Genomic DNA, 23,410 nt, shown 5'->3' with positions numbered 1-23,410 from the left:
AGGACAGGTAAAAAGGACGCCGAATGGCCAATCACATCGCCTACCAGGGAGAACCTGGGGCAAATTCGCATATTGCCTGCAACGAAGCCTATCCGCGCCTGTCGCCGCTGCCCTGCCGCACGTTCGAAGATTGTTTCACCGCCGTCGAGAAGGGCGAGGCCGATCTCGCCATGATTCCAGTGGAAAACACGATCGCCGGACGCGTTGGCGACATCCACTACCTGTTGCCCACGACCAGCCTTCAGATCGTCGGCGAGCACTACCTGCCGATCCGCTTCCAGTTGATGGGCCTGCCGGGCGTCAAACTTGAGGAAATCCGCAAGGCCCGGTCCCACATCATGGGCCTCGGCCAGTGCCGCAACTTCCTGAGAGCTCACAATATCGAGCCCGTGACGTCTGCGGACACGGCTGGCGCCGCACGCGAAGTGACCGAAGGCGGCGACCGGTCCATCGCGGCCATCGCGCCGCGCCTCGCCGCCAAGGTCTATGGTCTCGATATTCTTGCCGAAGATATTGAGGACGCCGCCCACAACACGACCCGTTTCATCATCATGGCCCGCGAGCCATCCGACATTGAAGCCGGGCAGGGACCGGCCAAGACCGCCTTCCTGTTCGAGGTCCGCAACATTCCGGCGGCACTCTACAAGGTCATGGGCGGGTTCGCGACGAATGGCGTTAACATGACCAAGCTCGAGAGCTACCAGATCGGCGGCTCATTCACGGCGACGCAATTCTATGCCGAGATCGAGGGTCACCCCGACGAGCGCCCGGTCCAGAACGCACTCGAAGAGCTTGGTTTCTTCTCGCAGTCGCTGAAACTCCTCGGCGTGTTTCCCGCGAAACCAACCGTCGGATTCTAGCAGGCCGGCGTTTCGAATCGCAGCGCGTCAGCAACATGTTCGGCAAACAGCTTGGCCTTGCCGCGCAGCTTGCCGGACGTCCACACGCAATGGATTGGACTCGGTGTCGCCGTCCATTCCGGCATGACGCGCACCAGGCTGCCATCATTGACGCAGTCCGAGACAAGCCAGCTGGCGGACAGGAACAGGCCAAGGCCATTCTGCGCTGCCTGCAGCAGGAGGTCTCCCGAGGAGGCCTTGAACCGCCCATCGACCTTGACGCTGACGGTCTCGCCGTCGCGCGACAGCACCCATTCATTGGTTGCGGTTTGGCGGAACATGACCGCGTCATGCTGAGCCAGGTCGCGAGGATGTAGCGGCGTGCCCCGGGCCTTGAGGTAGTCGGGTGCTGCCCATAGCGCCCGGGGGGCTTCGCCGACCTTCTTGGCCATCAGGCTGGAATCGACCAGCGTGCCGATCCGGAACGCGAGATCAACGCCTTCGCCAACGAGATCAGTATAGGCATCATCGGTCAGGACATCCACGCGCACATGGGGATACAGCTTCATGAAGCTCGCAATCCGTGGCCCGATCACGAGGCGCGCCATGGATGAGACACACGAAATGCGCAGCAGGCCTACAGGCTCATGGTCCAGTCCGCGCGCTTCGGCCTCGGCATCGTCGAACTCGGCGAGAATATCGCCGGCACGCTTGTAAAACCGTTCACCGGCCTCTGTCAGGCTGAGCGATCGTGTCGTGCGCAGGAACAGGGCGGCGTCGAGACTCGCCTCGAGATCCTGGATCCGCCGCGATACGGTCGGCTGGCCGAGGCCAAGATCGCTTGCGGCTTTGGAAAAGCTGCCTGCATCCGCAACGCGAATGAACAGGCGCATGGCATCAATACGGTCCACCCCCAGGGCCTCCTATGCGTATTTCGAATGATGCATATGGGGTGTGTCAGCGTTCTGCGAAGGGCAAAAGCGCCTAAATCTCACCCAACAAGGCCGACCCTGCCACTTGGTCTGCCCCTGATCGAGAAAGCTGTCCCATGAGCGACCTGAATATTCACGACGAGACGACTGCACCACCGGCTGCGCGACCCTTGCTGGAGCAGGTGAGGCAAGCAAACGGAATCATTCCGAACATGCTGGGTGTTCTGGCAGAAAATCCCGCGGCGCTTGAGGGCTATCTCAACCTGTCGCGCATGTTCGATGGCGCGGGGTTCTCGCCACTGGAGCGCCAGGTCGTGCAACTGACGGTCAGCATCGAGAACGCCTGCCATTTCTGCGTGGCAGCGCATTCGGCGGCAGCGGCGGCTGAGGGTCTGGACGCGTCAGTCATCGAAGCAGTGCGCAACAATCAAAGGATAGCTGACCCGCGACTGGAAGCTCTGCACGTCTTCACGCGCCGCATGGTGCATCAGCGCGGCTTCGTATCGGACACGGACGTCTCGGTATTCCTGAGCGCGGGCTGGGAAAAGGCCGCCATTCTCGGCGTTGTCCTTGGCGTCGCCCTCAAGACGATGTCGAACTATGCCAACCATGTCGCCGAGACGCCTCTCAACAAGGAGTACAAGCCGTATGCCTGGGCACCCTGCACGCGCGCCTGCGCCGGGGACGGTTCCTGAGGTCGACGTTAAGTATGCACCGCACACTTCGCGCTCACGCAATCGTGGGTCCGGCTCACAGGCGTTTGCTTTGCCCGCGAGCACCGCTTCGTGAGACCTTGCACGTAGAAACCTGAGAGGGACGGTCATAATGTTCGACAAGATCAAGAACTACGCACCGCACGTATTCAGCCTCATTGCCTCGGCCGTGTTCCTGGACAGCTTGCGCTACAAGTTCACCAATGCCCCTGAAACGCAGGTCATCTTTGGTCGGCTGGATGCCTGGGCCGACAGTTTCGGGGCAGGGGGGCTGTTCGCGCAGACCGGTCTGTTCAGCCAGTACGTCATCGGTTCGGCCGAACTGGTCGCGTCGGCTTGTCTTCTATTGGGTGTGTTTACAGCCTTTCGCCGCCTGCAGACGCTCGGTGCCCTGATCGCCGTCGCTGTCATGAGCGGTGCGGTGAGCTTCCACCTGTTCACGCCGCTCGGTATCGATCCGAACAATGATGGCGGCGGCCTGTTCGCCATGGCCGTCACGGTATGGGTCGGTTCGGTGGCGCTTCTCATCATCAGGCGAAAGACCCTGTTCGCCATATTGGGCGGCATCCGCGAAGCGATCCTGCCGGGCCCCGGCGTCGCATCGCCCAACACGTTTGCAAAAACCCGGATTCACCCCGTCTGAGTTTTTGCCCGGTCGCCGGGACCTTCATTCGAGGCCTCCCCCTTCCTGCCTCGAACGTCCCTCCCAGAGGTCTCGGCGACCCTACTTCCCTCACCGCAATTCCAAGAGAACGCACATGAAACTTCGTCCCCTTCTCATCGCCGCCGCCTTCGCCCTCTCACCCGCCCTGGCGTTCGCGCCGGCTGCGACCGCAGAGCCAGCCATCTATACCGGCCGCTTCTCCACGACCGCCCTGCAGGGCTATGATCCTGTCGCCTATTTCGAGACCGGAGCGCCCGCCAAAGGGTCGAAGGATTTCACCGTCGAATATAACGGCGCCAACTTCCAGTTCACGAGTGCTGAACACCGCGATGCGTTCATCGCCGATCCGGCGGCTTATGCGCCGCAATATGGCGGCTACTGCGCTTGGGCCATGGCTGACGGCAAGTACGCAAAAGGTGACGCCCGCTACTGGAAGATTGTCGATGGCAAGCTCTACCTGAATTACAATTTCGACATCCAGGATAAATGGAATGCCGCGATTCCCGGCTTTATTTCAAAAGCCGATACGGAATGGTCCGCCCTTAACCAATAAGGCAGTTTCCGCCACATATCTGAATCGAAAATTACCTGCGGCCCGCTTCTTTTCGAGAGGCGGGCCGTCTGTTTTTCCCTGAATTCTCAAGCTCCGGAATCCGGCGCGTTGCACGGCGGCAACACATTCTTTCCGCATGCAAACATGAATCCGAATTCATGCAACTTGCCACAATCAATCGCTAGATTCCGGTCTCCCGGAGACGGGATAACAAAAGGAATACCTCCCATGAAACTTGCACTTACCACGGCCATCACCCTCGTTGCGTTCGCCGCTGCCCCTGCCTTCGCGCAGGACACCGGATTCTACGGCACGATCGGCTACGGCAACTATAGCGCGGACGATGCCGACCTCGGTGCCATCCAGCTGCGTGGAGGCTACAACTTCAACGAATTTCTCGGTGCGGAAATCGAAGCAGGCGTCGGCATTGCTGATGAATCCACAACGATTGGTGGCATCAATGCGAACGTTGAACTCGAAAACTCCTACGGTGCCTATGCCGTGGGCCGGATTCCCTTCGCCGAAAAGGCCGACGTGTTCGGTCGGATCGGTTATGTGAGCACTGAGATCAAAGCCTCGGCTGGCGGCGTGTCTGCTTCCGCCGATGACGATGCTGCGGCGCTCGGGATTGGCGGCGACTACTATTTCGCTCCCAACCAGGGCATCCGCGTTGGCTATACCTATCTCGACTATGACGACTCGATCGACGTGATCGACGTTGCCTACGTTCTGAAGTTCTAGGTCTGGCCAGTAAGGGTCCGGTCGGGCGGGCAGCCCTTGATTGACTGCCCGGCAGGATGGCCCCCGCGCTCGTAGAGGGTGCGGGGGTTCCATTCCACCGACGGAATGCGCCATTCGCGCACAAAAAAACGGGCGAGTCATGCCCGCCCGTTTTCCGAATTCTCGTCCGCAGACTTATTTCTTTTTTGCAGCCGGCTTCTTTGCAGCAGGCTTTTTGGCGGCTGGCTTTGCAGCAGCTTTTTTCACGGCTGGTTTCGCAGCAGCTTTGGCAGCAGGCTTTTTGACGGCCGGCTTCTTAACAGCTGGTTTCTTCGCCGCTGGTTTAGTAGCGGTTTTCGTAGCAGTCTTGGTTGCCGGTTTGGCAGCAGGTTTTTTTGCTGCCGGCTTAGCGGCTGGTTTCTTCACTGCCGGCTTTTTAGCGGCCGGCTTTTTCTTTGCAATTGCCATTTCCGATCTCCTGTCAGTGGCGAGCCAATAATATTGTGATTCGCGGGAAATCAACTCTTGATTTTCACCTGACGCGCGAGCGGGTTTGAGTGATCCGTATACGATTAATCGTCCCGAAGAGCCCAAGTCTTCAATATATGATGGGCAATTGCCATTGCGGGCGGGCACAAAAGCTCAGGATGTTTGCCGGAAAGAATTTCACGTGCTTCGGCGCGTGTGATCCACCTTGCTTCATCGATCTCGGTTTTATCGACCGTAATCTCGAAATTTTCGGCTTCGAGAATCAGTCCGATCATCAGCGATGAGGCGAACGGCCAGGGCTGGCAGGCGACATATTCCGCGCTGGCCGGGTCGCACACGATACCGGCCTCTTCGAAAAGCTCGCGCGCCGCGGCCTGTTCGATCGTTTCGCCCGGCTCGCAGAAGCCGGCGAGACACGACATGAACCCTGCGGGCCACATCGCCTGACGACCGATCAGGCATTTGCCGTCCTTCACCGCCAGCATGATCGCGACGGGATCGGTGCGCGGGAAATGCTCGGCGCCGCATTCCGGGCACTGGCTTTTCCAACCGGCCTCGACCACGCCGACCCGTCCACCGCATTTGGCGCAATGGCCATGACTTGCGTGCCACATGAACAGGCTGCGAGCGGTTGAAACAAGATTGGCTTCCATGGCCGAGATCGCTCCCACCGCCATGCGGAATTCACCGAAGCTTCCGACACCGGCAATCAGGGACGAGTCGACATCGAATTTCGGCGGCAGGTTCAGGGCGAAGACCGGCGCGCCGGTCTTGTCCTCGCCCATGAACAGCCAGGGCGCAGCGGGTGACAGTTTGCGCGCCTCGGGGCCCATCCAGAACAATCCCTGCTTTTCGACAAAGGGTTCGCCATTACGCATCAGGAAGAACAGGACATTGTCCTGCTGCATGGCCGCTTCCAGCCAGGCTTCGTCTGTACGGTGATGCGCTGCGCGATCGAGCGGGTTCGCCGCGAGCGGCATATCGTTTGAATTTGTCATGGATTGGGACACTACCGGCTTTGAGAGGGAAGGGAATTGCTTAGCCGCCTGATGTCATCATGCCCATCCCCCATGGCCAAAACCCGTATATTCGGCTAGTGCGCGCGCCAGACACCCGATTCCTCCTCCCGAAAGCCTAAAGTCCCTATGTCCCAGTCCATCGAGAAAATGCGCAACATCGCGATCATCGCACACGTTGACCACGGCAAGACCACGCTGGTCGACGAACTGCTCAAACAGTCCGGCACCTATCGCGAAAACGAGAAAACCGTCGAGCGCGCCATGGATTCCAATGATATCGAGCGCGAGCGCGGCATCACGATCCTCGCCAAGACCACCTCGGTCGAGTGGAATGGCTACCGCATCAATATCGTCGACACGCCCGGCCACGCCGATTTCGGCGGTGAAGTCGAACGTATCCTCCAGATGGTCGACGGTGCCATCGTGCTCGTCGATGCTTCTGAAGGCCCGATGCCGCAGACCAAGTTCGTGGTCTCCAAAGCCCTTAAGGTTGGCCTGCGCCCGATTGTGGCCGTCAACAAGATCGACAAGCCCGAGCGCCGTCCCGACGAAGTCATCAATGAAGTCTTCGACCTCTTCGCCAATCTCGACGCGACCGATGAGCAGCTCGATTTCCCCATCCTCTACGGGTCGGCCAAGCAGGGCTGGATGAACACAGACTACGAAAACCCGACCACTGATATGGACGCTCTGTTCCAGATGGTCGTCGATCACGTGCCAACGCCGATGGTAGAGGAGGGCCCGTTCCGCCTCCTGGCCACCACGATCAGCTCGGATCCCTTCCTCGGCCGTATCCTGACCGGTCGTATTTCCTCCGGCACGGTCAAGCCGAACCAGCAGATCAAGGTTCTCGCCCGCGACGGTTCGCTCGTCGAGCAGGGCCGGGTATCGAAAGTGCTCGCCTTCCGCGGCCTTGAGCGCGTGCCCGTCGACGAAGGCGTCGCAGGTGACATCGTCTCGCTCGCCGGCATGACCAAGGCGAACGTCGCCGACACGTTCTGCGACCCGTCCGTCACGATCCCGATCGAAGCCCAGGCAATTGACCCGCCAACCATCTCTATGACCTTCCGCGTCAACGACTCGCCGCTCGCCGGCACCGAAGGCACCAAGGTTACCTCGCGGATCATCTGGGCCCGCCTGCTGAAGGAAGCTGAAGGCAACGTCGCCCTCAAGGTCGATCGCGCCACCGATGCCGAAGCTTTCACGGTGTCTGGCCGTGGCGAACTCCAACTCGCCGTCCTCATCGAGACGATGCGCCGCGAAGGCTTCGAACTCGGCGTCTCGCGTCCGCAGGTCGTCATGCAGGAAGGCCCGAACGGCGAAAAGCTCGAGCCGATCGAAGAAGTCACCATCGACGTCGACGACGAGCATTCCGGCATCATCGTGCAGAAACTCTCCGAGCGCAAAGCCGACATGCTCGACATGCGCCCCTCGGGCGTTGGACGCACACGCATGGTCTTCCATGCGCCGACCCGTGGCCTGATCGGCTATCAGGGCGAACTCATGTCGGATACGCGCGGTACCGCCATCATGAACCGCGTGTTCCACGAGTATGCCCCGCACAAGGGCCGTATCCAGGGCCGTCACACCGGCGTTCTGATTGCCATGGAGCAGGGCGAGGCTGTTGCTTTCGCACTCTGGAACCTCGAAGACCGTGGCCCGATGGTCATCCATCCCGGCGACAAGGTCTATGCCGGCATGATCATCGGTGAGCACAATCGCGACAATGATCTCGAAGTGAACGTGCTCAAGGGCAAGAAACTGACCAACATGCGCGCCTCGGGCACGGATGAGGCTGTCCGCCTTACGCCGCCGCTCCAGATGACGCTTGAAAAGTCGCTGGCCTATATCGCCGATGATGAACTGGTCGAGGTCACGCCAACCAATATCCGCATGCGCAAGATCTATCTCGATCCGCACGAGCGCAAGCGTCGCGCGAAATCCAACGCCGACCACTAGATCCGGCTAACCCGGCGCTGCGGCCTTCAGGACGCCAGCGTCGGCAGCCAGAACATCTGGGCGGCGAAATAGCTGCTCACCAGAACTGCTCCAGCAGCCGCGATCGCCATCGCGGCTGCTGTCAGTTTGAGGGCGCCTGACCGGCGTCTCTGGGCGAACAGGTAGAATTCCAGTCCCAGCAGCGCGACGATCCATGTGCTGGCGACGGCAATGTCGGCCGGTCCGGTCAGGTTGTGCGATCCCGGCATCTTGCCTGCCGTGATGAAGAAATAGAATCCGTAGCCGAGCCGGAAAAACCACACGCCGCTGACCACGATGAACATGCGCAGGGCCCACCGCCGATGGTCGTCGAAGCGACGCTGCAGGGCCGCCCGCAGGGCAAGGCATCCGAACGCGATGATAAGCACGCCGTCGGCCGTGTTCACGACCAGCAAGGCAAACGATCCGAAATGCGGGCGCAGGTAGGTGAGGAGGAGGGCGCCTGAACTCGTGAGCAGGGCGACGGTCAGGTAAAAGCGTCCATTCCAGCGGTGGAAGGTCCGGAACCGGTTGCGGACCTGCGGGATGAGTTGCAGCGGCCCGCTCGCAGTAATCCAGAAGGCCAGAAGCACATGCGACAGGAACAGGGCGTTGCCCAGCACGTCGCCGCTGATGAAGCCGTGGATTACACGCCCGTCCATACGCTCGAAGTCACCCAGGAACGTGGAGACGTAATAGAAAGCGGCGATATAGAGCACGAAGGCCAGCTGGCCGATCGCGGCTGCCGTGAACCACACGGCGCCGGCAAAGGACAATGCCTTTCGCGGATCGATCAGGGCGCGCGAACGCGGGAGGGCGGCGCTGTCGGTCATTTCGTGTTCACTCCGGTCGTTATAGTCTTGCGACAACTTACCGGACGGGCGACCCTCTCCCCATGACACTTGGCGACATAATCATGACGTGCAGTAACAGCCTGGCCGTTTCCCGATGACCGCCAGCGCCACTGTCTCTGCCGGCTATGCCTCGGCCCTGCTCGACCTCGCCGTGTCGCATGGCGCGCCACGTGAGGCCCTGCTCGCCCGCGCAGGCATTGCCGAGGCTGACCTCGCCGACGCCGACACGCGTATTCCGCTGACGGCCTTTAAGACGCTCATGCGCGCGGGCAAGGAATTATCCGGCGAACCGATGCTGGGGCTCCTGTTCGGATCCACCGTGCGATTCAACGACCTGACAATCGTGGGCCTGATCACCCACGCGGCGCCCGACATGCCGGAAGCCTTCCGCCAGATGAACCGCTATGGCCGCCTGGTCATCGACACCACGGCACCGTCGGATGGCGACCGGTTCGTCATCACGCGCGAAGGCAGCCGCGCCTTCATCATCGACACGCGCAAGAACCCCAACGAATTCCCCGAACTCACCGAGTCGACGCTTGGCCGCTTCATCTGCGGCACTCGGTACTTTTTTCCGGATACCCCGCTCTATTGCTCGGCTGAAGTCACCCATGCCGCTCCGGCCTATGCCGATGACTATGCACGCATTCTCGGCGTGCCCGTCACCTTCGGCGCCTCTCGCAATGCCATGGAGATCACCGAGGCCTTCTTCACGCTGCGCCTGTCCAAGGCGCCGCGATACGTGTTCGGCTCGCTTAGCGCCCGGGCCGATGAATTGATGAAATCCCTTGATGCGTCCCAGGGCGTCGCGGCGCGCGTCGAGGCAATCATCCTGCCGGTCCTGCACACAGGCGATGTCACCATGGACAGTGTCGCCGCGCGCATCGGTGTCAGCCGCCAGACCCTCTACCGCCAGCTCAAGGCGGAAGGCACCAGCTTCGACACCTTGCTCGATTCCCTGCGCCACCAGATGGCCCTGCATTACCTCTCCGGTGAGAAAGTGTCGGTCAACGAGACCGCCTACCTGGTCGGCTTCTCGGATCCGTCGTCTTTCTCGCGGGCCTTCCACCGCTGGACCGGCACCCGCCCCGGACAGGTCGCAAAAGCCTAGCCCATCTTGAACGTCATGTAGGCCTCCCGGAAAGCCGGCAGGTCCTCGCACATGTCGGTATGGCGTTTCAGCGCCTGCCAGGGCGACAGGTCCATATCGCGCGCCAGCGCATCACGCATGAACGTCACCGCGCACGACACCATCACGTCACCATGCCCGATCGTGTCGCCGTGCCAGAAGGGCGTGGTCTGTGCGGCGCGGGCAATTTCCAGCTGATTCATCACCCGGGTGATCTGTCCGGCGCAGCGTTCGATCCAGGTCGGGTCCATCCGTTCATGGACATGACGCTCATAGGCCAGCGACACCGCCTTGTCGGCGATGCCAGAGGCCAGTGCGCAGGTTTTCAGTGCCGCACGGCGCGGCGGTCCGTTATGTGGCATCATGGCGTGCTCAGGGCCGGCCATCTCGTCCAGCGCGTCGAGAATGGCGGCGCTGTCGATCAACGCTTCGCCATCGTCCAGCACCAGCGTCGGCACCCTCACAAGCGGGTTGTAGGCCATGATCTTCATGACATCGTCAAACGCGGACCAGGCGCGGTGGTCGTACGCGATGCCATAGAGGCGCAGGGCAATCCCCACACGCCGCACGAACGGGCTGTCATACATGCCGATCAGGATCATTCTGCACTCCTCCGCCACAAGTTCGAAACAGTGCAGCGGTGCGGGTCGGCGCACAAGGGATGTCTATGGCGCCCTATGCATCCGCCAGTGCCTCCGTGCGCGCCAGCAGGCGTGACCAGGCCGCGTCCGTCTCCGCCGTCCAGTCCGTCCCCATCGCCGCTTTCACGCAATCACGGATCGTGGTGAAGAAGGCGTCGAACAGGTTGTCCGGCACGCCATAGGTGCCGTGGTTCACGCGTTCGGCCCCGAGGATGACCGGCGCCAGGCTGCCGCCCTCGGCGACATCGATCAGGCAGTCGAAAGACTGTTGCAGCATCGAGCCGCGCACGCCGCCATCCGTATCCATGAGGAATAGCGGTTCGAGATCGGGATGGTCGGCGAACAGGCGGGCATAGATCACGGGCGCCGGGTCGCCCTCGCGTTCGGCGAGGGCCTCAAGGCTCTGCAGGATGAGATCGAGGTCTGACATGGCGCTAATCGTCCTCGCCGTTGTCTGCCGCGTCCTTTTTCGCCGGATCATATTTGGCGAACCAGCCCATGATATTGTCCGTCTTGGCAATCAGGCGGCTCGGGCGCGAGGCAATATCGTGGGGCGAACCCGGCACGCGGACATAGACCGTATCTACACCGCGCATCTTGAGCGCCGTGTAGAACTGCTCGGCCTCCCAGGCAGGCGTGCGATAGTCTTCCTCGCCCACCATGATCATCGTCGGCGTCACCACCTTGTCGATATAGCGGATCGGCGAGAACTTGAGGAAGGCCTCAGGGTCCGACCAGGGCTCGGCCCGTATCCAGTGGCGCCGCACGACCTGCGCGATGTCGCCGGCCAGGGCCATCGTCATCCAGTTGATCACCGGCTTGATCGACGCAGCTGCGGCAAACCGGTCGGTCTTTGTCACGATCCATGCCGTCAGGATGCCGCCACCCGAACCACCCGTCACGAACAGGCGTTCCGGATCGGCATATTTGCGCGCCACCATCTCGTCCACGACGCTCATCAGGTCGTCATAGTCATTGCCCGGATAGGCCTTGTCGATCAGCAGGGCAAAGTCTTCGCCATAGCCGGTCGAGCCGCGCGGGTTCGACCAGACCGTGACATAGCCTTCGGCCGCATAGCGCTGAATCTCACTGCCAAAGAAGGGGCCGTACATGGCATAAGGCCCGCCATGGATTTCCAGGACCAACGGGAAGCTGCCATCCGCCTTGAAGTCCGGCGGGAAAGCGACCCAGGCTTCGATCTCGCGGCCGTCAGCGCTGGACGTGACCTTGATCTCCTCGACTTTCGCCATGTCGAGATAAGGCAGCACGTCGGCATTCAGCGCGGTCAGCACTTTCGGGTTTTTGCCGTCAATGCCCACCACGCCCACTTCGGCGGGGCGGTCGGCAAAGCCGGCCATGTAGGAGACGACCGGTTTCCGGCCGCCGCTGACAGAGAAGCTGCCATTAGCATAGGGCCGGCCGATCGAGCCGCCGCCAATGCCGGTCACCACTTCGGATACCTTGCCCTTGAGGTCCACGTTGAACAGCGTGAGCACGCCATGGTCTTCCGACAGGACGAGCAGGCTCTTGCCATTCGGCGCCCATGCCGTCTCGCCAATGTCACCCGGGAAGTCTGCCGCAAGTGCGCGGACGTTCGTGCCGTCGACATCCATCAGGTAAAGATCGGCCTGCTGGTAGGACAGCGTCTTGTCGTCGAATCCACGATAGGCAATTGTCTTGCCGTCCGGCGAGACGACAGGGTCGGTATCCGGCCCGTCGCGGCTGGTCAGCGGCGTCACCGACAGGTCGGCCAGTTCCACCGCATAGATTTCGCTTTCGACCGGATCGAGGTCGCGGTCCTCGGCGGCATTGCCCGAGACCAGCAGCGTATCATTGTCCAGCCATTCCGGCCCCGACATGTCGGCCTTGCCGAATGTCACCTGGCGCGGTGTGCCGCCATCGACCGGCAGCACGAAGACCTGTGTCGCGCCGTCTTTCAGGTAACCAGCGCCATCGAAGCGGAAGGTCAGGCTGTCGATGACCTTGACGCCATCGTTCCATTTCGCGCCTTCGGGCGGTGTCGGTGCCTTGGCAAAGCTTGGTGTCTCGCCCTTCACGAACATGCTGAACGCGACATGCTTGCCGTCCGGCGACCAGACCGTCTCGGACGGAGCTTCGAGGAATTGCGCGAGCGGGAAGCTGCGGCCGGTGTCGAGATAGAAGACGCGTACTTCCGGCTTGCCGTCGGTGGCCGTCGCATAGACGATCCGCGTGCCGTCCGGCGACCAGCGCGGCGAACTTGCGCCGGCAACGCCGGTCACCAGCGGGCGGTTCGAGCCGTCGGCCAGGCTCAGGGTCCATATCTGGCCGGTATCCTTGTCGGTCATCCGGTCCATGGAATGGCGCACATAGGCGACCGTCTTGCCGTCCGGGGAGACTTGCGGATCGGACGCATATTCCATGTCGAACACGCGGTCTGCCGTGAAGCGCGTGGACGGGGCCTCATCCTCTTTCGCTGCCGCGCCGCCTGCCGCAAGCAGGACAGATACCCCTGCCATCATGATATGCCGGAATTTCATCGCTCACCCCTTCATGCGTGTCTGGAACCCGAGAAATAGCACGAGGGCGTCCACGCGGACAATAAACTCAACGACGCACCCCCACCGACTCACTCCTGCACTTGCGATTCGCGGCCTCCCCGCGCATATAACCCGGAGGAGGCAGGTGGCGGACGGGCCATTCGCCAATCGGGTCAGGTCGGGAACGAAGCAGCCCCAACGATTTCAGCCCGGGTCGTTCGCCTGTCTCCGCCTTTTCCCTCTCTCGTCCATCTCAGATTATTTCGCGACAACCAGTCGCGTGCTGCACGAATTGTGGAATACGTATTCGTCTGTCTGGACAGGTGATCTCGGGATGGCTTAACTGCTTGTTAACCGGAATTCCACGCCCTTTTTGACGGTTTTAAGTATTGCCCCGTTGACCGCATGTTAACCTTCCGACACTATATGTTGTGTCAGGAGAGAAGTTGGGGGCCATATCTGGCCGCCGGGGGCTTCAGTTCCTATATATATTCAATAAAACCGGAGGGCTGCACATGTCTGCATCCGAAGCCAAGTCTGTGACCAAATCCGCGCCGCGTAAAGGCAAGCCGAAAGCAGGTGCCGAGGCGGAACTGCGCGTGGTTGAAGGCGCTCCGGTGAAGACCGATCCGTCCCGCGATGCGCTGCTGACGGATTTCGGCAAGACCACGCTGAAAGACCGCTATTTGCTGCCCGGAGAGTCCTATCAGGACATGTTCGCCCGTGTGTCCACGGCCTTTGCCGATGATTCCGAACACGCCCAGCGCCTCTACGACTATATGTCCAAACTCTGGTTCATGCCGTCGACGCCCGTCCTGTCGAATGGTGGCGCGTCCCGCGGCCTGCCGATTTCCTGCTTCCTCAACCAGGTCGGCGATTCGCTTGACGATATTGTCGAGACCTGGACCGAGAATGTCTGGCTCGCCTCGAATGGCGGCGGCATCGGCACCTATTGGGGCAATGTCCGCTCGATCGGCGAGAAGGTCGGCCAGAATGGTCAGACGTCCGGCATCATCCCGTTCATCCGCGTGATGGACTCGCTCACCCTTGCGATCAGCCAGGGCTCGCTGCGCCGTGGTTCTGCGGCTTGCTATCTCGACTGCCACCACCCGGAAATCGAGGAATTCCTCGAAATCCGCAAGGCGTCCGGCGACTTCAACCGCAAGAGCCTCAACCTGCACCACGGCATCAACATCACCGATGCCTTCATGGAAGCGGTCCGCGCGGACGAAGACTTCGGCCTGATCAGCCCGAAATCCAACGAAGTTGTCCGCACCATCAATGCCCGCAAACTGTGGCAGAAGATTCTCGAGCTGCGCATGCAGACCGGCGAGCCTTACCTCCTGTTCACGGACACGGTGAACAATTCCATGCCGGCCCACCAGCGCAAGCTGGGCCTCAAGGTCACCCAGTCGAACCTCTGCTCGGAAATCACCCTGCCGACCGGTATCGACCATCGCGGCCAGGACCGGACAGCCGTCTGCTGCCTCTCTTCGGTCAATGCCGAGAAATTCATGGAATGGTCGAAAGACGAGCATTTCCTCGAAGACATCTTCCGCTTCCTCGACAACGTGCTCGAAGACTTCATCGAGCGTGCGCCGCCGGAAATGGCCCGCGCCGTCTATTCCGCCAAGCGCGAGCGCTCGGTCGGTCTCGGCCTGATGGGCTTCCACTCCTTCCTGCAGTCGATGAACGTCTCAATGGAAGGCGCCATGGCCAAGGTCTGGAACGAGAAGATGTTCAAGCATATCCGCCAGGGTGCGGATGCCGCCTCGGTCAAGCTCGCCAAGGAGCGTGGCCCCTGCGAGGATGCCCGCGATGTCGGCATGATGGCCCGCTTCAGCCACAAGATGGCCGTTGCGCCGACCGCCTCGATCTCGATCATCTGCGGCGGCACCTCGGCCGGCATCGAGCCGATCCCGGCCAATGTCTACACACACAAGACGCTGTCGGGCTCGTTCACGGTGAAGAACCAGCAGCTCGAGGCCCTGCTCGACCAGAAGGGTCTCAACAGCGACGAGATCTGGACCTCGATCCTCGAGCATGAAGGCTCGGTGCAGCATCTCGATTGCCTCGACGAGCACGAGAAGGATGTCTTCAAGACGGCCTTCGAGCTTGACCAGCGCTGGATCATCGAGCTTGCAGCCGACCGCACGCCTTATATCTGCCAGTCACAGTCGCTGAACCTGTTCCTCAAGGGCGACGTGTCCAAGTGGGACCTGCACATGTTGCACTGGACGGCGTGGGAACGCGGCCTGAAGTCGCTCTATTACTGCCGGTCCAAGTCGGTCCAGCGTGCGGCCTTTGCCGGCTCTGAGCGGATCGAAGGCCAGACCCTCGACACGCCGAACACGGACTATGACGAGTGTCTCGCCTGCCAGTAGGTGACGGCCATTCCGACCATGAACAGCAAAGCGGCCAGCTCTGAATGGGGCTGGCCGCTTTTCTGTCATAGGTGGAAAAGCCGATGCCTGAAAATCAGGCGCGCGTCGCGTCACTTGCCGCAATTCCAACAAATATATCTACAGGTTAATGGCGCCACGGCCCGATGTGGCCTGCATTTTGCGAGAAAATGCCTGCAGTATTCGGGTTGTGGAACCAAAACTACAGGTTAGCGTTATATCAACCAGAATTAATCTTTGTTGAGTGAAAGGCGTTTGGGCATGGTGTGTCCTTTATGCTACATTAAGTGGGTTGGGGTGTAATCTTCGAACGGGCGCAAGCTTACGAGGATTAGCCATGAAGGGTGTCAGGCGTATGGTATTCGCAGTTGCCTCTACAGTATTGACGCTGGCCTGCCAGGGCTGCGTCTCGACGTCCCCGCATGATTTCGTCCGGTCAGAACCAGCCGTGCCGCCAACGCTCGGCATGACGATGGCCGTTCCGACAGCGCTCGGTACGAGCCCGGTTCAGCCCGATTCGCCCGAGACAATCTCCATTCATGTCGTCGATGGCTCGCCCGCCCGGTTTTCGGGCACGGTCATGGGCGCTCGGCCAGCACCGGTTGTAACATTCGAAGGTGCGACTCCTGCCAATTTCGGCATCTCGGCCGGTATCGTTCCGTCCGACCTGCCCGAACTTGCCTGGACCGGCAGCCCGGCCCTGCTTGCGATCACCGCAGAGCGCGGCAAGGCCCGCCTGACCGGCGCGACCCAGATCGAGAAAGACATTGCCGCCGAAGTCGCGTTCTCGGCACCCATGGCAATGACCGGCCTCAACTTTGACGTCGGAGTCGCGCCCCGCATTGCCGTGCGAGAAGAAGGCGAACTGCAAAGCCAGCGCGTCGGTGGTGAGGTCCGCATCGGTCGTGACTTCAACATTCTCGGTAAGGACGGCCAGCCACAAGGCTGGTACATCTTCGCCGGTGCCGATGGCGAAGCCCTCGTCTGGGATGCCGGCAATACAAGTTTCGCCCCGAATCTCAACGATATGTCCCTGACCGATCAGGTCACTGTGGGCGATATGCAGGCTGGTGTGTCGATCCAGCGGGCGGGCGGCGAACTCTCGCTCAGCTACATCCGCCGCGAAGTGAAATATGAGGACCGGAACGGCTCCATCAGCGACACTGAAGATTTCGCAGGTGTAAGTTTCACCATGCGCCGATAGGTGCTAGGGCACCGGCCATGATGATGGCCCAGACACGTTTTCGGGCCGCGCTAGTCGCGGCCCTTTTTGTTGCGCCCCTGGCACACGCCCAGGAGGTCAAAAAACCTGCCGTGACTTCGCTCACGGTGGAGAACGACAAGTTCGGCGGCGGCACCGACCGCAACTATTCCAATGGGCTGCGCATCGAACGCGTGTCCGGCGCCGACGAGATCTTCCCGGCGCTCGAATGGGTGGCCGACCGTATCCCGTTCCTCGACCTCGAACGCCAGGAACTGCGCCAGGGCTTTGCGCTCAGCCATGTCATCTTCACGCCAGAGGACAAAACGCTGGTCGTGCCAGATCCAACCGACCGGCCCTATGCTGGCTGGCTGTTTGCCTCCGGCACGATTGTCGGCAGCAGCGCCAACACGCAGGACACGCTGCAGGTCAATCTCGGAATCGTCGGTCCCTCGGCGGGCGGCGAATTCGTCCAGAACAATTTCCACCGCATCATCGGCGTGGCCGAGGCGCAGGGCTGGCCCAACCAGCTGCGCGACGAAGTCGGTATCGAGATCATTGTCCAGCGCCTGCATCGGTTCCCGGGGCCGACGCTGCCGCTCGGCGTTGAAACCGATCTCGGTTTCGATGTCGGCGGCGCGCTCGGCAATGTGCGCACCTATGCATCATCCGGCCTGACCGCCCGGATCGGCTGGGACCTTGATTCCAGTTTCGGCCCGCCGCGCATCCGTCCGGCGCTCTCGGGGGCGGGCGAGTTCATCCCCGGCACTGACGAAAACCCGATGGGCGGCTATTTGTTTATCGGCGCCAGCGGCCGGGCCATCGGCCGGGACATGTTCCTCGATGGCAACCTGTTTCGCGATGGCCCGCGCGTTGACGACCGCAAGGATTTCGTCGGCGACCTTCAGGCCGGCCTCGCCATCCACTATCGCGAAGTCCAGCTCGCCTTCACCTATGTGAACCGCACCGAGGAATTCGATTCCCAGGTCACGCCGCAACGCTTTGGCGCCTTCTCAATCTCGATTGCGCATTAAAGCGTCGAGCGAAGGGCGCTTCACCCCGCCTTGCGGAAGGTCAGGCTGATCCGACGCGGACCGGTCATCTCGTGTGTGCCCGCCTTCACCGGCAGGACGCCATGATAGGCAAGCCGCGCACTGCGCCCGAATACCAGCGCGTCGCCATGTTCCAGCAGCACGGCCTGCTTTGGTCCTGCCCGTTGCGCGCCGCCAATCACGAACCGGCCGGGCAGGCCGAGCGAGACTGACACAACCGGCTGGCCAAGATCCTGCTCGTCCCGGTCCTGGTGCGCCGTCAGGCGCGAACCGACCTCATAGCAATTGATCAGGCAGGCATCGGGAGAAAAGTCCGGCGCGCCAAACGCCGCTGCGGCCCGCCGTGCCACCATGCGAAACACATCCGGCATGTCCGGCCATGTCCGCCCGCTCAGCGGGTCCAGCGCATCATAGCGATAGCCGGTCCGGTCAGACACCCAGCCGACCTCGCCGCAATTGGTCATCGAGACCGACATGGTCTTGCAGCCCGGCGTCACCAGATGCCGGAACGGCGCCGCCGCCAGTACAGGCTGCAGCGCATCCCACAGGACCGGCGCATCGGCAAAGCCCGGCAGATGCAGCACGCCCTCGCCATGCCAGCTCTCGCCCGGCCGCAATCCGCTCAGCAGGTCAGCCATCACAGCGCATCATGGAAAATGATCCCCGTCGCAAACCGCGCGCCCCGGATCAGCGTACTCACCCCGTGGCGCATCTTCACGCGATAGTCGCCGCGCGTGCCTTTCACGGGCCGCTCGTTCACCGCAAACACAAAATGGCTACGCCCGCGCGTATCGGCACGACATGCGCACGCGACTGCATCCTTGGCCGTTGTTCGGTCAGCACGAACTCACCTCCGTCAAACTCCTTACCGGGTTCACTCAGCAGGATAACGACCTGCAGCGGAAAAACGATCCCGCCATACAGGTCCTGGTGCAGGCAATTATAGTCGCCTTCGCGATACGACAGGATCAGCGGCGTCGGTCGTTCCTGTCCCGCCGCATGGCACGTCTCCAGGAAATCTACATGTGCCGCTGGATAGTGCACATCCAGCCGCATCCGCTCGGCCCAGCGATTCGCAATGGCGGCGCAGCCCGGATACAGCGCCGTGCGGAGGCCCGCGATGGGCGAGGGCAGGGGATAGCGGAAATACTTGTACTCACCCCGCCCGAACCCGTGTCGCGCCATATGCACATGGCTGCGATAGGGTGCGTCCTCTCCGAACGCACCGGCCAGCGCGGCCCGAGCCTCCACATCCAGCAACGTGCCGAGCGAGGCAAAGCCTTGTCGATCCAGCGCCGTCCCGACGGCTGCCCAGTCAATATTCGCGACGCCCATGTTGCCTCCTGCAAGTTCATGAAGCCGGGTTTAGTCTGGCAGGGCCGTGCCCGCATTCCGATTCATGCGGCTTGATATGGGCGCCCTTGCGCGGCTAAACAGCGGCACCCGTAACACGCACATCCTGGAGACCGGACATGGGCAAACATACAGCCATCGTCAGATGGTCGCGCGGCGATGATGACTTTGCGGCCAACAAGCACTCACGTGCGCATGAATGGGAATTTGACGGAGGCCTCAAAGTGCCGGCCTCTGCGTCGCCCGACATTGTCCCGCTGCCCTATTCGGTCGCCGAGAATGTCGATCCGGAAGAGGCCTTTGTCGCGTCGATCTCCAGCTGTCACATGCTGTTCTATCTCCACAAGGCGCGCGATGCGGGCTTCGTCGTCAACACCTATGAAGACGACGCTGTCGGCGTGCTGGGCAAGAATGCGGCCGGTCGCATGGCGATCACCCGGGTGACGCTGAATCCGGTCGTCAGCTATGAGGGGCCGGGCCCGTCCGCTGACCAGATCGAAGCCTTGCACCATCAGGCGCACGAACTTTGCTTCATCGCCAATTCGACCACGACGGAAATCACGACAAACACAGCCAACTCCTAGGCGAGGGGGCCCGATTCAACAGATGCCGCATTGTCGCCCGGCGCGACTGCCCCCATCTGAATAACGAAGCCGACAGCATTGCCCGATTACCCGGCCCGGAAAACCTTCCCGCCATGACGCTCGATTTCCTGACGCCCGAAATGATTCAGGCGTTCTTCGCCGTGATCGCGATTGACCTTGTGCTCGCGGGCGACAATGCCGTCGTCATCGGCATGGCAGCCGCTGGCCTGCCCAAACACCAGCGCGGCAAGGCCATCCTGATCGGCATCCTCGCCGCCACGGTCCTGCGCATCGCCTTCGCGCTCATCGCGGCAGAGCTTCTCCTGATCGTGGGCCTACTGTTTGCCGGCGGCATCCTCCTGCTCTGGGTCGCATGGAAAATGTGGCGCGAATTGCGCGAAAGCGCCGCCCATGCCGCACAAGAGGCGCTTGCCGCCGCAGACCTTGATGGCGACGGCACCGTAGCCGGTCAGGCTCCCGGCAAGAGCCTTCGCGCCGCCGTCACCCAGATCATTCTCGCCGACGTCTCCATGTCGCTCGACAACGTGCTCGGCGTCGCAGGCGCGGCGCGCGAACACCCGGTTGTGCTCGTGTTCGGTCTCACACTGTCCATCCTGCTGATGGGCCTCGCCTCATCCTTCATCGCCCGCATCCTGACGCGCCATCGCTGGATTGCCTTTGTCGGCCTGGCAGTGATTCTCTATGTTGCACTCCACATGATGTGGCAGGGCGGTCTTGAACTCTGCAATGAAGGCCTGCCGATGCTCGACATCGGCGTTCCGGCGGCCTGCAATACCGGGCACTAGGCGTCTGACGAATCCATCTTGCAGGCCGCACGCGACAGGCAGATAATATGCGTGTGCCAGCGCTTGCTGGTGTTCTCACGGAAAATGAAACTCACATGGGCCGCTTCCCGAAAGCCCTGGTCATGACCCTCCTCATCATGGAGATCACGGCCATCGTAGCGCTGACAACTGTCTGGACATCCCTGTCCGAGCTTCATGCCAGCCAGGTCATCATCAATACCGGGCTCGGCCTCTCGGTCGCGGGCCTGTGCGTGCTCACTGTGGTCGTCTTTCGCCGCGCGCTGGCCGCCGAGTTGAGGCTGGAGGGCGAAGCGGTCGTGGAGTTCGCGGACGCGACCGTCCCGCTCCAAGGTCCGTCCAGCGACATGCCCGGCCCGAACGCCATCGGCCCGGCCACCGATCAGGCCCTGTCAGGCGACCTTTTGCTGGCTCGTGGACAGCCACGCTTTCAATCCATCGCGTGACATGGCCTGGCTGAACAGGAATCCCTGCAGCAGGTGGCAACCGGCAGACGTGACAAAGGCTGACTGCAAATTGGTCTCGATGCCTTCCGCGACGACGCGCACTTTCAGTGTCTTGGCCAGCTGCATGATCGATGTCAGCAGGTCTGCGGCCTTGTTGTTCGACCCGATACCCTGGATCAGGGACCGGTCGATCTTGAGCGCGTCCAGCGGCAGGTCGAGCAGGGCGCGCAAATTGGAGAATCCTGTACCGTAATCGTCGAGGGCGATCATCACGCCGGCCTTGCTCAGGCGTTCAATATTGGCGCGCGCTGCATTCACATCGCCGACGATTGCGGATTCGACGATCTCCAGGCAAATATTGTGCGGATTGGTGCCGGTCTGCGCCAGGCTGGCGAGGAATCGCTCGGCAAAGTCGGGCGCAACCACATCCATCGGTGAGACGTTCACGGACAGGTAGGCGAACGTGCCATCCTTGAGCCAGCCGCCGACGTCGCCGCATGCCGTCTTGAGCACCAATGCGTCGAGCTCGGTACTCAGGCCGCACTCGTGGGCAAGATCGAAGAATTCCTCCGGATTGACCGGTCCAAAGGCCGGATGGGTCCAGCGCGACAGGGCCTCGACAGCGCAGACCTTCCGGCTTTCGGCTATCATGATCGGCTGGTAGAAGGGCTTGATGTCACCGTTTGCAATCGCGTCGGGCAAGTCACGGACAAGCTGCATTCGCCGCGACAGGCCGTCACGGATTTTCTGGTTGAAGATTTGTACGATACCTTTGCCGCTCCGCTTCGCGATGATCAGGGCGACGTCGGCATTGCGCATGAGTTCGTCGGCGCTGTGCGCATCTTCAGAGAAAACCGAAAATCCGACCGATCCGGAAATTTCGATCGTCCGACCTGCGGCCCGTACCGGGCGGAACACAAATTTCCAGGCCTCTTCGAGGCCTTCCATTTCTAACTTGGGGTCATCTGAATGGATTTCGGTCAGGATCGCGAATTCGTCGCCGCCCCAGCGGGCGACTGTGAACACATCCGCCAACTCAGTCAGGCGTCGCCCAACTGTCTTCAGCACAAGGTCGCCGGTTGGGTGGCCGTAACGGTCATTGATCTGCTTGAATCGGTCGAGATCGATGATGCCAAGGCCGAAAGGCTTGCCCTTGGCCGTGTAGGTCTCCACTGAGGCAGCGAGGTCCTGTTCGAAGCCGAGCCGGTTCTTCAGTCCTGTCGCAGAATCGGTCTGCGCCATGGTCATCGTCAACTTTTGCTGCATCTCGGCCAGCGACAGGCGATCTTCAAGTTCCAGTGCGCGGCGCGCCGAACTCTCGCGCAGGCGTTGCAACTGAACGTCGGCTTCCCTGATTTCGGCCTCGTAATTCACCTTGGTCGAGTTCAGTGTTTCTGTCGTGGTGACTGAGGCCAGGATAATGGCGACAAGCCCTGTCGATCCGTCAGGAAACTTGAAAGGCACCTTGCGCGTGAGGGCAAAAACGTCCGGACCGATCTCTTCCTCGTTGATGCTCTCTTCGCCGGCAAAGACCCGCCGGTCTTCGGTCCAGAAAACCTTGACCTGGTCAGCAGGGAAGAAGTCGCGATCATCCTTGTTGAGATAGTCCTTGCCGACCATCAGCGCGTCGAAGGCCTTGTTGCCATAAATCCACTGGTGCTGGGCATTTTTGACAAACACTGGATAGGGCAGCGCATCGAAGACCTGCTGCAGTTGTTCGAGATTATTCATGTCACATCCCCCGCCGACGTGCCCGACGCGCAAACGCGGGTCTGCCGAACCGGCAAGCCGGTCGGTGGTGCCCTGTGATTGAAATCGCCCATGAATGCTTACTACCCTGAACAGTATAACTAATTCGCTAATCCAGCGGGTGATATTTGCGCCGTGTGCAATCGGAGCGAGAATCAAAACCTTGCCGGCGGCGCCGCAAACACGCGCTCAAATGCCAGAATGGCACCAGGAACAGGCAATCTGCGTGGGGGACTCTGTTCGGCAAATGGCGTAGGGTCGTCTCAGCGTAGAGTGTCCGAAAGTGCGTTGCGGCCATATTTCCTGTGGGCATCCCTGTGGACAAGTGTCGCAGAGGTTACCGGAACATCTTGCGCCATTAACCTGAATGAAGCACTATATGTGGTGTATATTGCTCCAGACATCGACATGAACACCCAAGGAGGCCCCAATGGCTGACGGTACCAAGAATTTGCCAGGACTGCTGACCCCCAGCTTTGCCTACAAGCCGTTCCGCTACCCGTGGGCCTATGACTTCTGGAAAAAGCAGCAGCAGGTCCACTGGATGCCCGAAGAGGTGCCGTTGGGTGAGGACTGCAAGGACTGGGCGGTCAAGCTGACCGACGGCGAGCGCAACCTGCTGACCCAGATCTTTCGCTTCTTCACGCAGTCCGACATCGAGGTCGGCGCGAATTACATGACGAACTACATGCCCCTGTTCAAGCCGACAGAGGTCTCCATGATGCTGGCCAGCTTCTCCAATATGGAGAC

25 protein-coding genes and 1 other RNA gene are annotated in these 23,410 nt (G+C 61.2%); 16 read left to right on the top strand and 10 right to left on the bottom strand.

The window, feature by feature from the left end:
- The first annotated feature begins 23 nt into the window (after positions 1–23).
- A complete protein-coding gene (locus AADA04_RS04545) occupies positions 24–860 on the top strand; it encodes a prephenate dehydratase (protein WP_340692055.1) in 837 nt (278 codons plus the stop codon).
- Here the strand turns inward: AADA04_RS04545 and AADA04_RS04540 are convergent.
- Entirely contained in the window at positions 857–1,750 is an 894-nt protein-coding gene (locus AADA04_RS04540; protein WP_340692054.1) for a LysR family transcriptional regulator, read from the bottom strand. The genes AADA04_RS04545 and AADA04_RS04540 overlap by 4 nt on opposite strands.
- A 137-nt stretch (positions 1,751–1,887) precedes the next feature.
- On the opposite strand from AADA04_RS04540, the gene AADA04_RS04535 reads away from it, so the two are divergent.
- From AADA04_RS04535 to AADA04_RS04515, 5 genes are all read left to right on the top strand, one after another.
- The gene (locus AADA04_RS04535) at positions 1,888–2,466 is read left to right on the top strand and encodes a carboxymuconolactone decarboxylase family protein (protein WP_340692053.1); all 579 of its coding nucleotides are present in this window, start codon (positions 1,888–1,890) and stop codon (positions 2,464–2,466) included.
- Positions 2,467–2,596: 130 nt separating this feature from the next.
- Positions 2,597–3,127, top strand: coding sequence for a hypothetical protein (locus AADA04_RS04530; RefSeq protein ID WP_340692052.1), 531 nt, complete (start codon positions 2,597–2,599; stop codon positions 3,125–3,127).
- Between the two features lie 115 nt (positions 3,128–3,242).
- Positions 3,243–3,701, top strand: a complete 459-nt coding sequence (locus tag AADA04_RS04525) for a YHS domain-containing (seleno)protein (RefSeq protein ID WP_340692051.1) — start codon at positions 3,243–3,245, stop codon at positions 3,699–3,701.
- A 228-nt stretch (positions 3,702–3,929) separates the two neighbouring features.
- Complete coding sequence (locus tag AADA04_RS04520) at positions 3,930–4,442, top strand: outer membrane beta-barrel protein (protein WP_340692050.1); 513 nt, start codon at positions 3,930–3,932, stop codon at positions 4,440–4,442.
- Between the two features lie 139 nt (positions 4,443–4,581).
- Entirely contained in the window at positions 4,582–4,920 is a 339-nt protein-coding gene (locus AADA04_RS04515; protein WP_340692049.1) for a hypothetical protein, read from the top strand.
- Between the two features lie 73 nt (positions 4,921–4,993).
- Here AADA04_RS04515 and nudC read toward each other — a convergent pair whose 3' ends face one another.
- Complete coding sequence (gene nudC / locus AADA04_RS04510; RefSeq protein WP_340692048.1) at positions 4,994–5,908, bottom strand: NAD(+) diphosphatase; 915 nt, start codon at positions 5,906–5,908, stop codon at positions 4,994–4,996.
- A gap of 147 nt (positions 5,909–6,055) precedes the next feature.
- Here nudC and typA point away from each other — a divergent pair, with 147 nt between their 5' ends.
- On the top strand, positions 6,056–7,888 hold the full coding sequence (gene typA / locus AADA04_RS04505; protein ID WP_340692047.1) for a translational GTPase TypA: 1,833 nt from the start codon (positions 6,056–6,058) through the stop codon (positions 7,886–7,888).
- 26 nt (positions 7,889–7,914) lie between these two features.
- Here the strand turns inward: typA and AADA04_RS04500 are convergent, their stop codons facing one another.
- Positions 7,915–8,739, bottom strand: a complete 825-nt coding sequence (locus tag AADA04_RS04500) for a DUF2306 domain-containing protein (protein WP_340692046.1) — start codon at positions 8,737–8,739, stop codon at positions 7,915–7,917.
- A gap of 115 nt (positions 8,740–8,854) precedes the next feature.
- Here AADA04_RS04500 and AADA04_RS04495 point away from each other — a divergent pair, with 115 nt between their 5' ends.
- Positions 8,855–9,871, top strand: coding sequence for an AraC family transcriptional regulator ligand-binding domain-containing protein (locus tag AADA04_RS04495; RefSeq protein ID WP_340692045.1), 1,017 nt, complete (start codon positions 8,855–8,857; stop codon positions 9,869–9,871).
- On the opposite strand, the gene AADA04_RS04490 is transcribed toward AADA04_RS04495, so the two are convergent.
- From AADA04_RS04490 to AADA04_RS04480, 3 genes are all read right to left on the bottom strand, one after another.
- On the bottom strand, positions 9,868–10,491 hold the full coding sequence (locus AADA04_RS04490; RefSeq protein WP_340692044.1) for a glutathione S-transferase family protein: 624 nt from the start codon (positions 10,489–10,491) through the stop codon (positions 9,868–9,870). The two genes, AADA04_RS04495 and AADA04_RS04490, sit on opposite strands and share 4 nt — an antisense overlap.
- Positions 10,492–10,564: 73 nt before the next feature.
- Entirely contained in the window at positions 10,565–10,960 is a 396-nt protein-coding gene (locus AADA04_RS04485; protein ID WP_340692043.1) for a globin, read from the bottom strand.
- Between the two features lie 4 nt (positions 10,961–10,964).
- Positions 10,965–13,049, bottom strand: a complete 2,085-nt coding sequence (locus tag AADA04_RS04480) for a S9 family peptidase (RefSeq protein ID WP_340692042.1) — start codon at positions 13,047–13,049, stop codon at positions 10,965–10,967.
- Between the two features lie 139 nt (positions 13,050–13,188).
- Here AADA04_RS04480 and ffs point away from each other — a divergent pair.
- The 4 genes from ffs (at position 13,189) to AADA04_RS04460 (ending at position 17,686) form a co-directional block, all read left to right on the top strand.
- Positions 13,189–13,280: signal recognition particle sRNA small type (ffs, locus tag AADA04_RS04475), an RNA gene on the top strand.
- A 284-nt stretch (positions 13,281–13,564) separates the two neighbouring features.
- Positions 13,565–15,433: a ribonucleoside-diphosphate reductase subunit alpha gene (locus tag AADA04_RS04470; RefSeq protein WP_340692041.1), complete on the top strand. Its 1,869-nt coding sequence runs from the start codon at positions 13,565–13,567 to the stop codon at positions 15,431–15,433.
- A 373-nt stretch (positions 15,434–15,806) separates the two neighbouring features.
- Complete coding sequence (locus tag AADA04_RS04465; protein WP_340692040.1) at positions 15,807–16,655, top strand: hypothetical protein; 849 nt, start codon at positions 15,807–15,809, stop codon at positions 16,653–16,655.
- Positions 16,656–16,672: 17 nt separating this feature from the next.
- The gene (locus tag AADA04_RS04460) at positions 16,673–17,686 is read left to right on the top strand and encodes a lipid A deacylase LpxR family protein (protein WP_340692039.1); all 1,014 of its coding nucleotides are present in this window, start codon (positions 16,673–16,675) and stop codon (positions 17,684–17,686) included.
- Positions 17,687–17,706: 20 nt separating this feature from the next.
- On the opposite strand, the gene alkB is transcribed toward AADA04_RS04460, so the two are convergent.
- Genes alkB through AADA04_RS04445 form a run of 3 tightly spaced genes read right to left on the bottom strand, consistent with a single transcriptional unit; the run spans position 17,707 to position 19,039 of the window.
- Positions 17,707–18,342, bottom strand: coding sequence for a DNA oxidative demethylase AlkB (gene alkB / locus AADA04_RS04455; RefSeq protein WP_340692038.1), 636 nt, complete (start codon positions 18,340–18,342; stop codon positions 17,707–17,709).
- A complete protein-coding gene (locus AADA04_RS04450; RefSeq protein WP_340692037.1) occupies positions 18,342–18,449 on the bottom strand; it encodes a 2OG-Fe(II) oxygenase in 108 nt (35 codons plus the stop codon). Before AADA04_RS04450 ends, alkB begins: the two co-directional genes overlap by 1 nt.
- Before the next feature lie 11 nt (positions 18,450–18,460).
- Positions 18,461–19,039 (bottom strand): 2OG-Fe(II) oxygenase, encoded by a 579-nt coding sequence (locus AADA04_RS04445; protein ID WP_340692036.1) that lies wholly within the window; start codon positions 19,037–19,039, stop codon positions 18,461–18,463.
- A gap of 137 nt (positions 19,040–19,176) precedes the next feature.
- Between AADA04_RS04445 and AADA04_RS04440 the strand changes: the two genes are divergently transcribed.
- The 3 genes from AADA04_RS04440 to AADA04_RS04430 all read left to right on the top strand — a co-directional run bounded on the left by AADA04_RS04440 (position 19,177) and on the right by AADA04_RS04430 (position 20,911).
- On the top strand, positions 19,177–19,641 hold the full coding sequence (locus AADA04_RS04440) for an OsmC family protein (protein ID WP_340692035.1): 465 nt from the start codon (positions 19,177–19,179) through the stop codon (positions 19,639–19,641).
- Between the two features lie 113 nt (positions 19,642–19,754).
- Positions 19,755–20,447: a TerC family protein gene (locus tag AADA04_RS04435; RefSeq protein WP_340692034.1), complete on the top strand. Its 693-nt coding sequence runs from the start codon at positions 19,755–19,757 to the stop codon at positions 20,445–20,447.
- Positions 20,448–20,542: 95 nt separating this feature from the next.
- A complete protein-coding gene (locus AADA04_RS04430) occupies positions 20,543–20,911 on the top strand; it encodes a hypothetical protein (RefSeq protein ID WP_340692033.1) in 369 nt (122 codons plus the stop codon).
- Here AADA04_RS04430 and AADA04_RS04425 read toward each other — a convergent pair.
- Positions 20,858–22,642 (bottom strand): EAL domain-containing protein, encoded by a 1,785-nt coding sequence (locus AADA04_RS04425; protein WP_340692032.1) that lies wholly within the window; start codon positions 22,640–22,642, stop codon positions 20,858–20,860. The two genes, AADA04_RS04430 and AADA04_RS04425, sit on opposite strands and share 54 nt — an antisense overlap.
- Positions 22,643–23,090: 448 nt before the next feature.
- Between AADA04_RS04425 and AADA04_RS04420 the strand changes: the two genes are divergently transcribed.
- The coding region (locus AADA04_RS04420; RefSeq protein ID WP_340692031.1) for a ribonucleotide-diphosphate reductase subunit beta at positions 23,091–23,410 on the top strand (320 nt) is incomplete at its 3' end.

The organism is Hyphomonas sp., from assembly GCF_037969335.1.
Taxonomy (GTDB): Bacteria; Pseudomonadota; Alphaproteobacteria; order Caulobacterales; family Hyphomonadaceae; genus Hyphomonas.
This window is presented reverse-complemented; position numbering and strand designations above follow the sequence as displayed.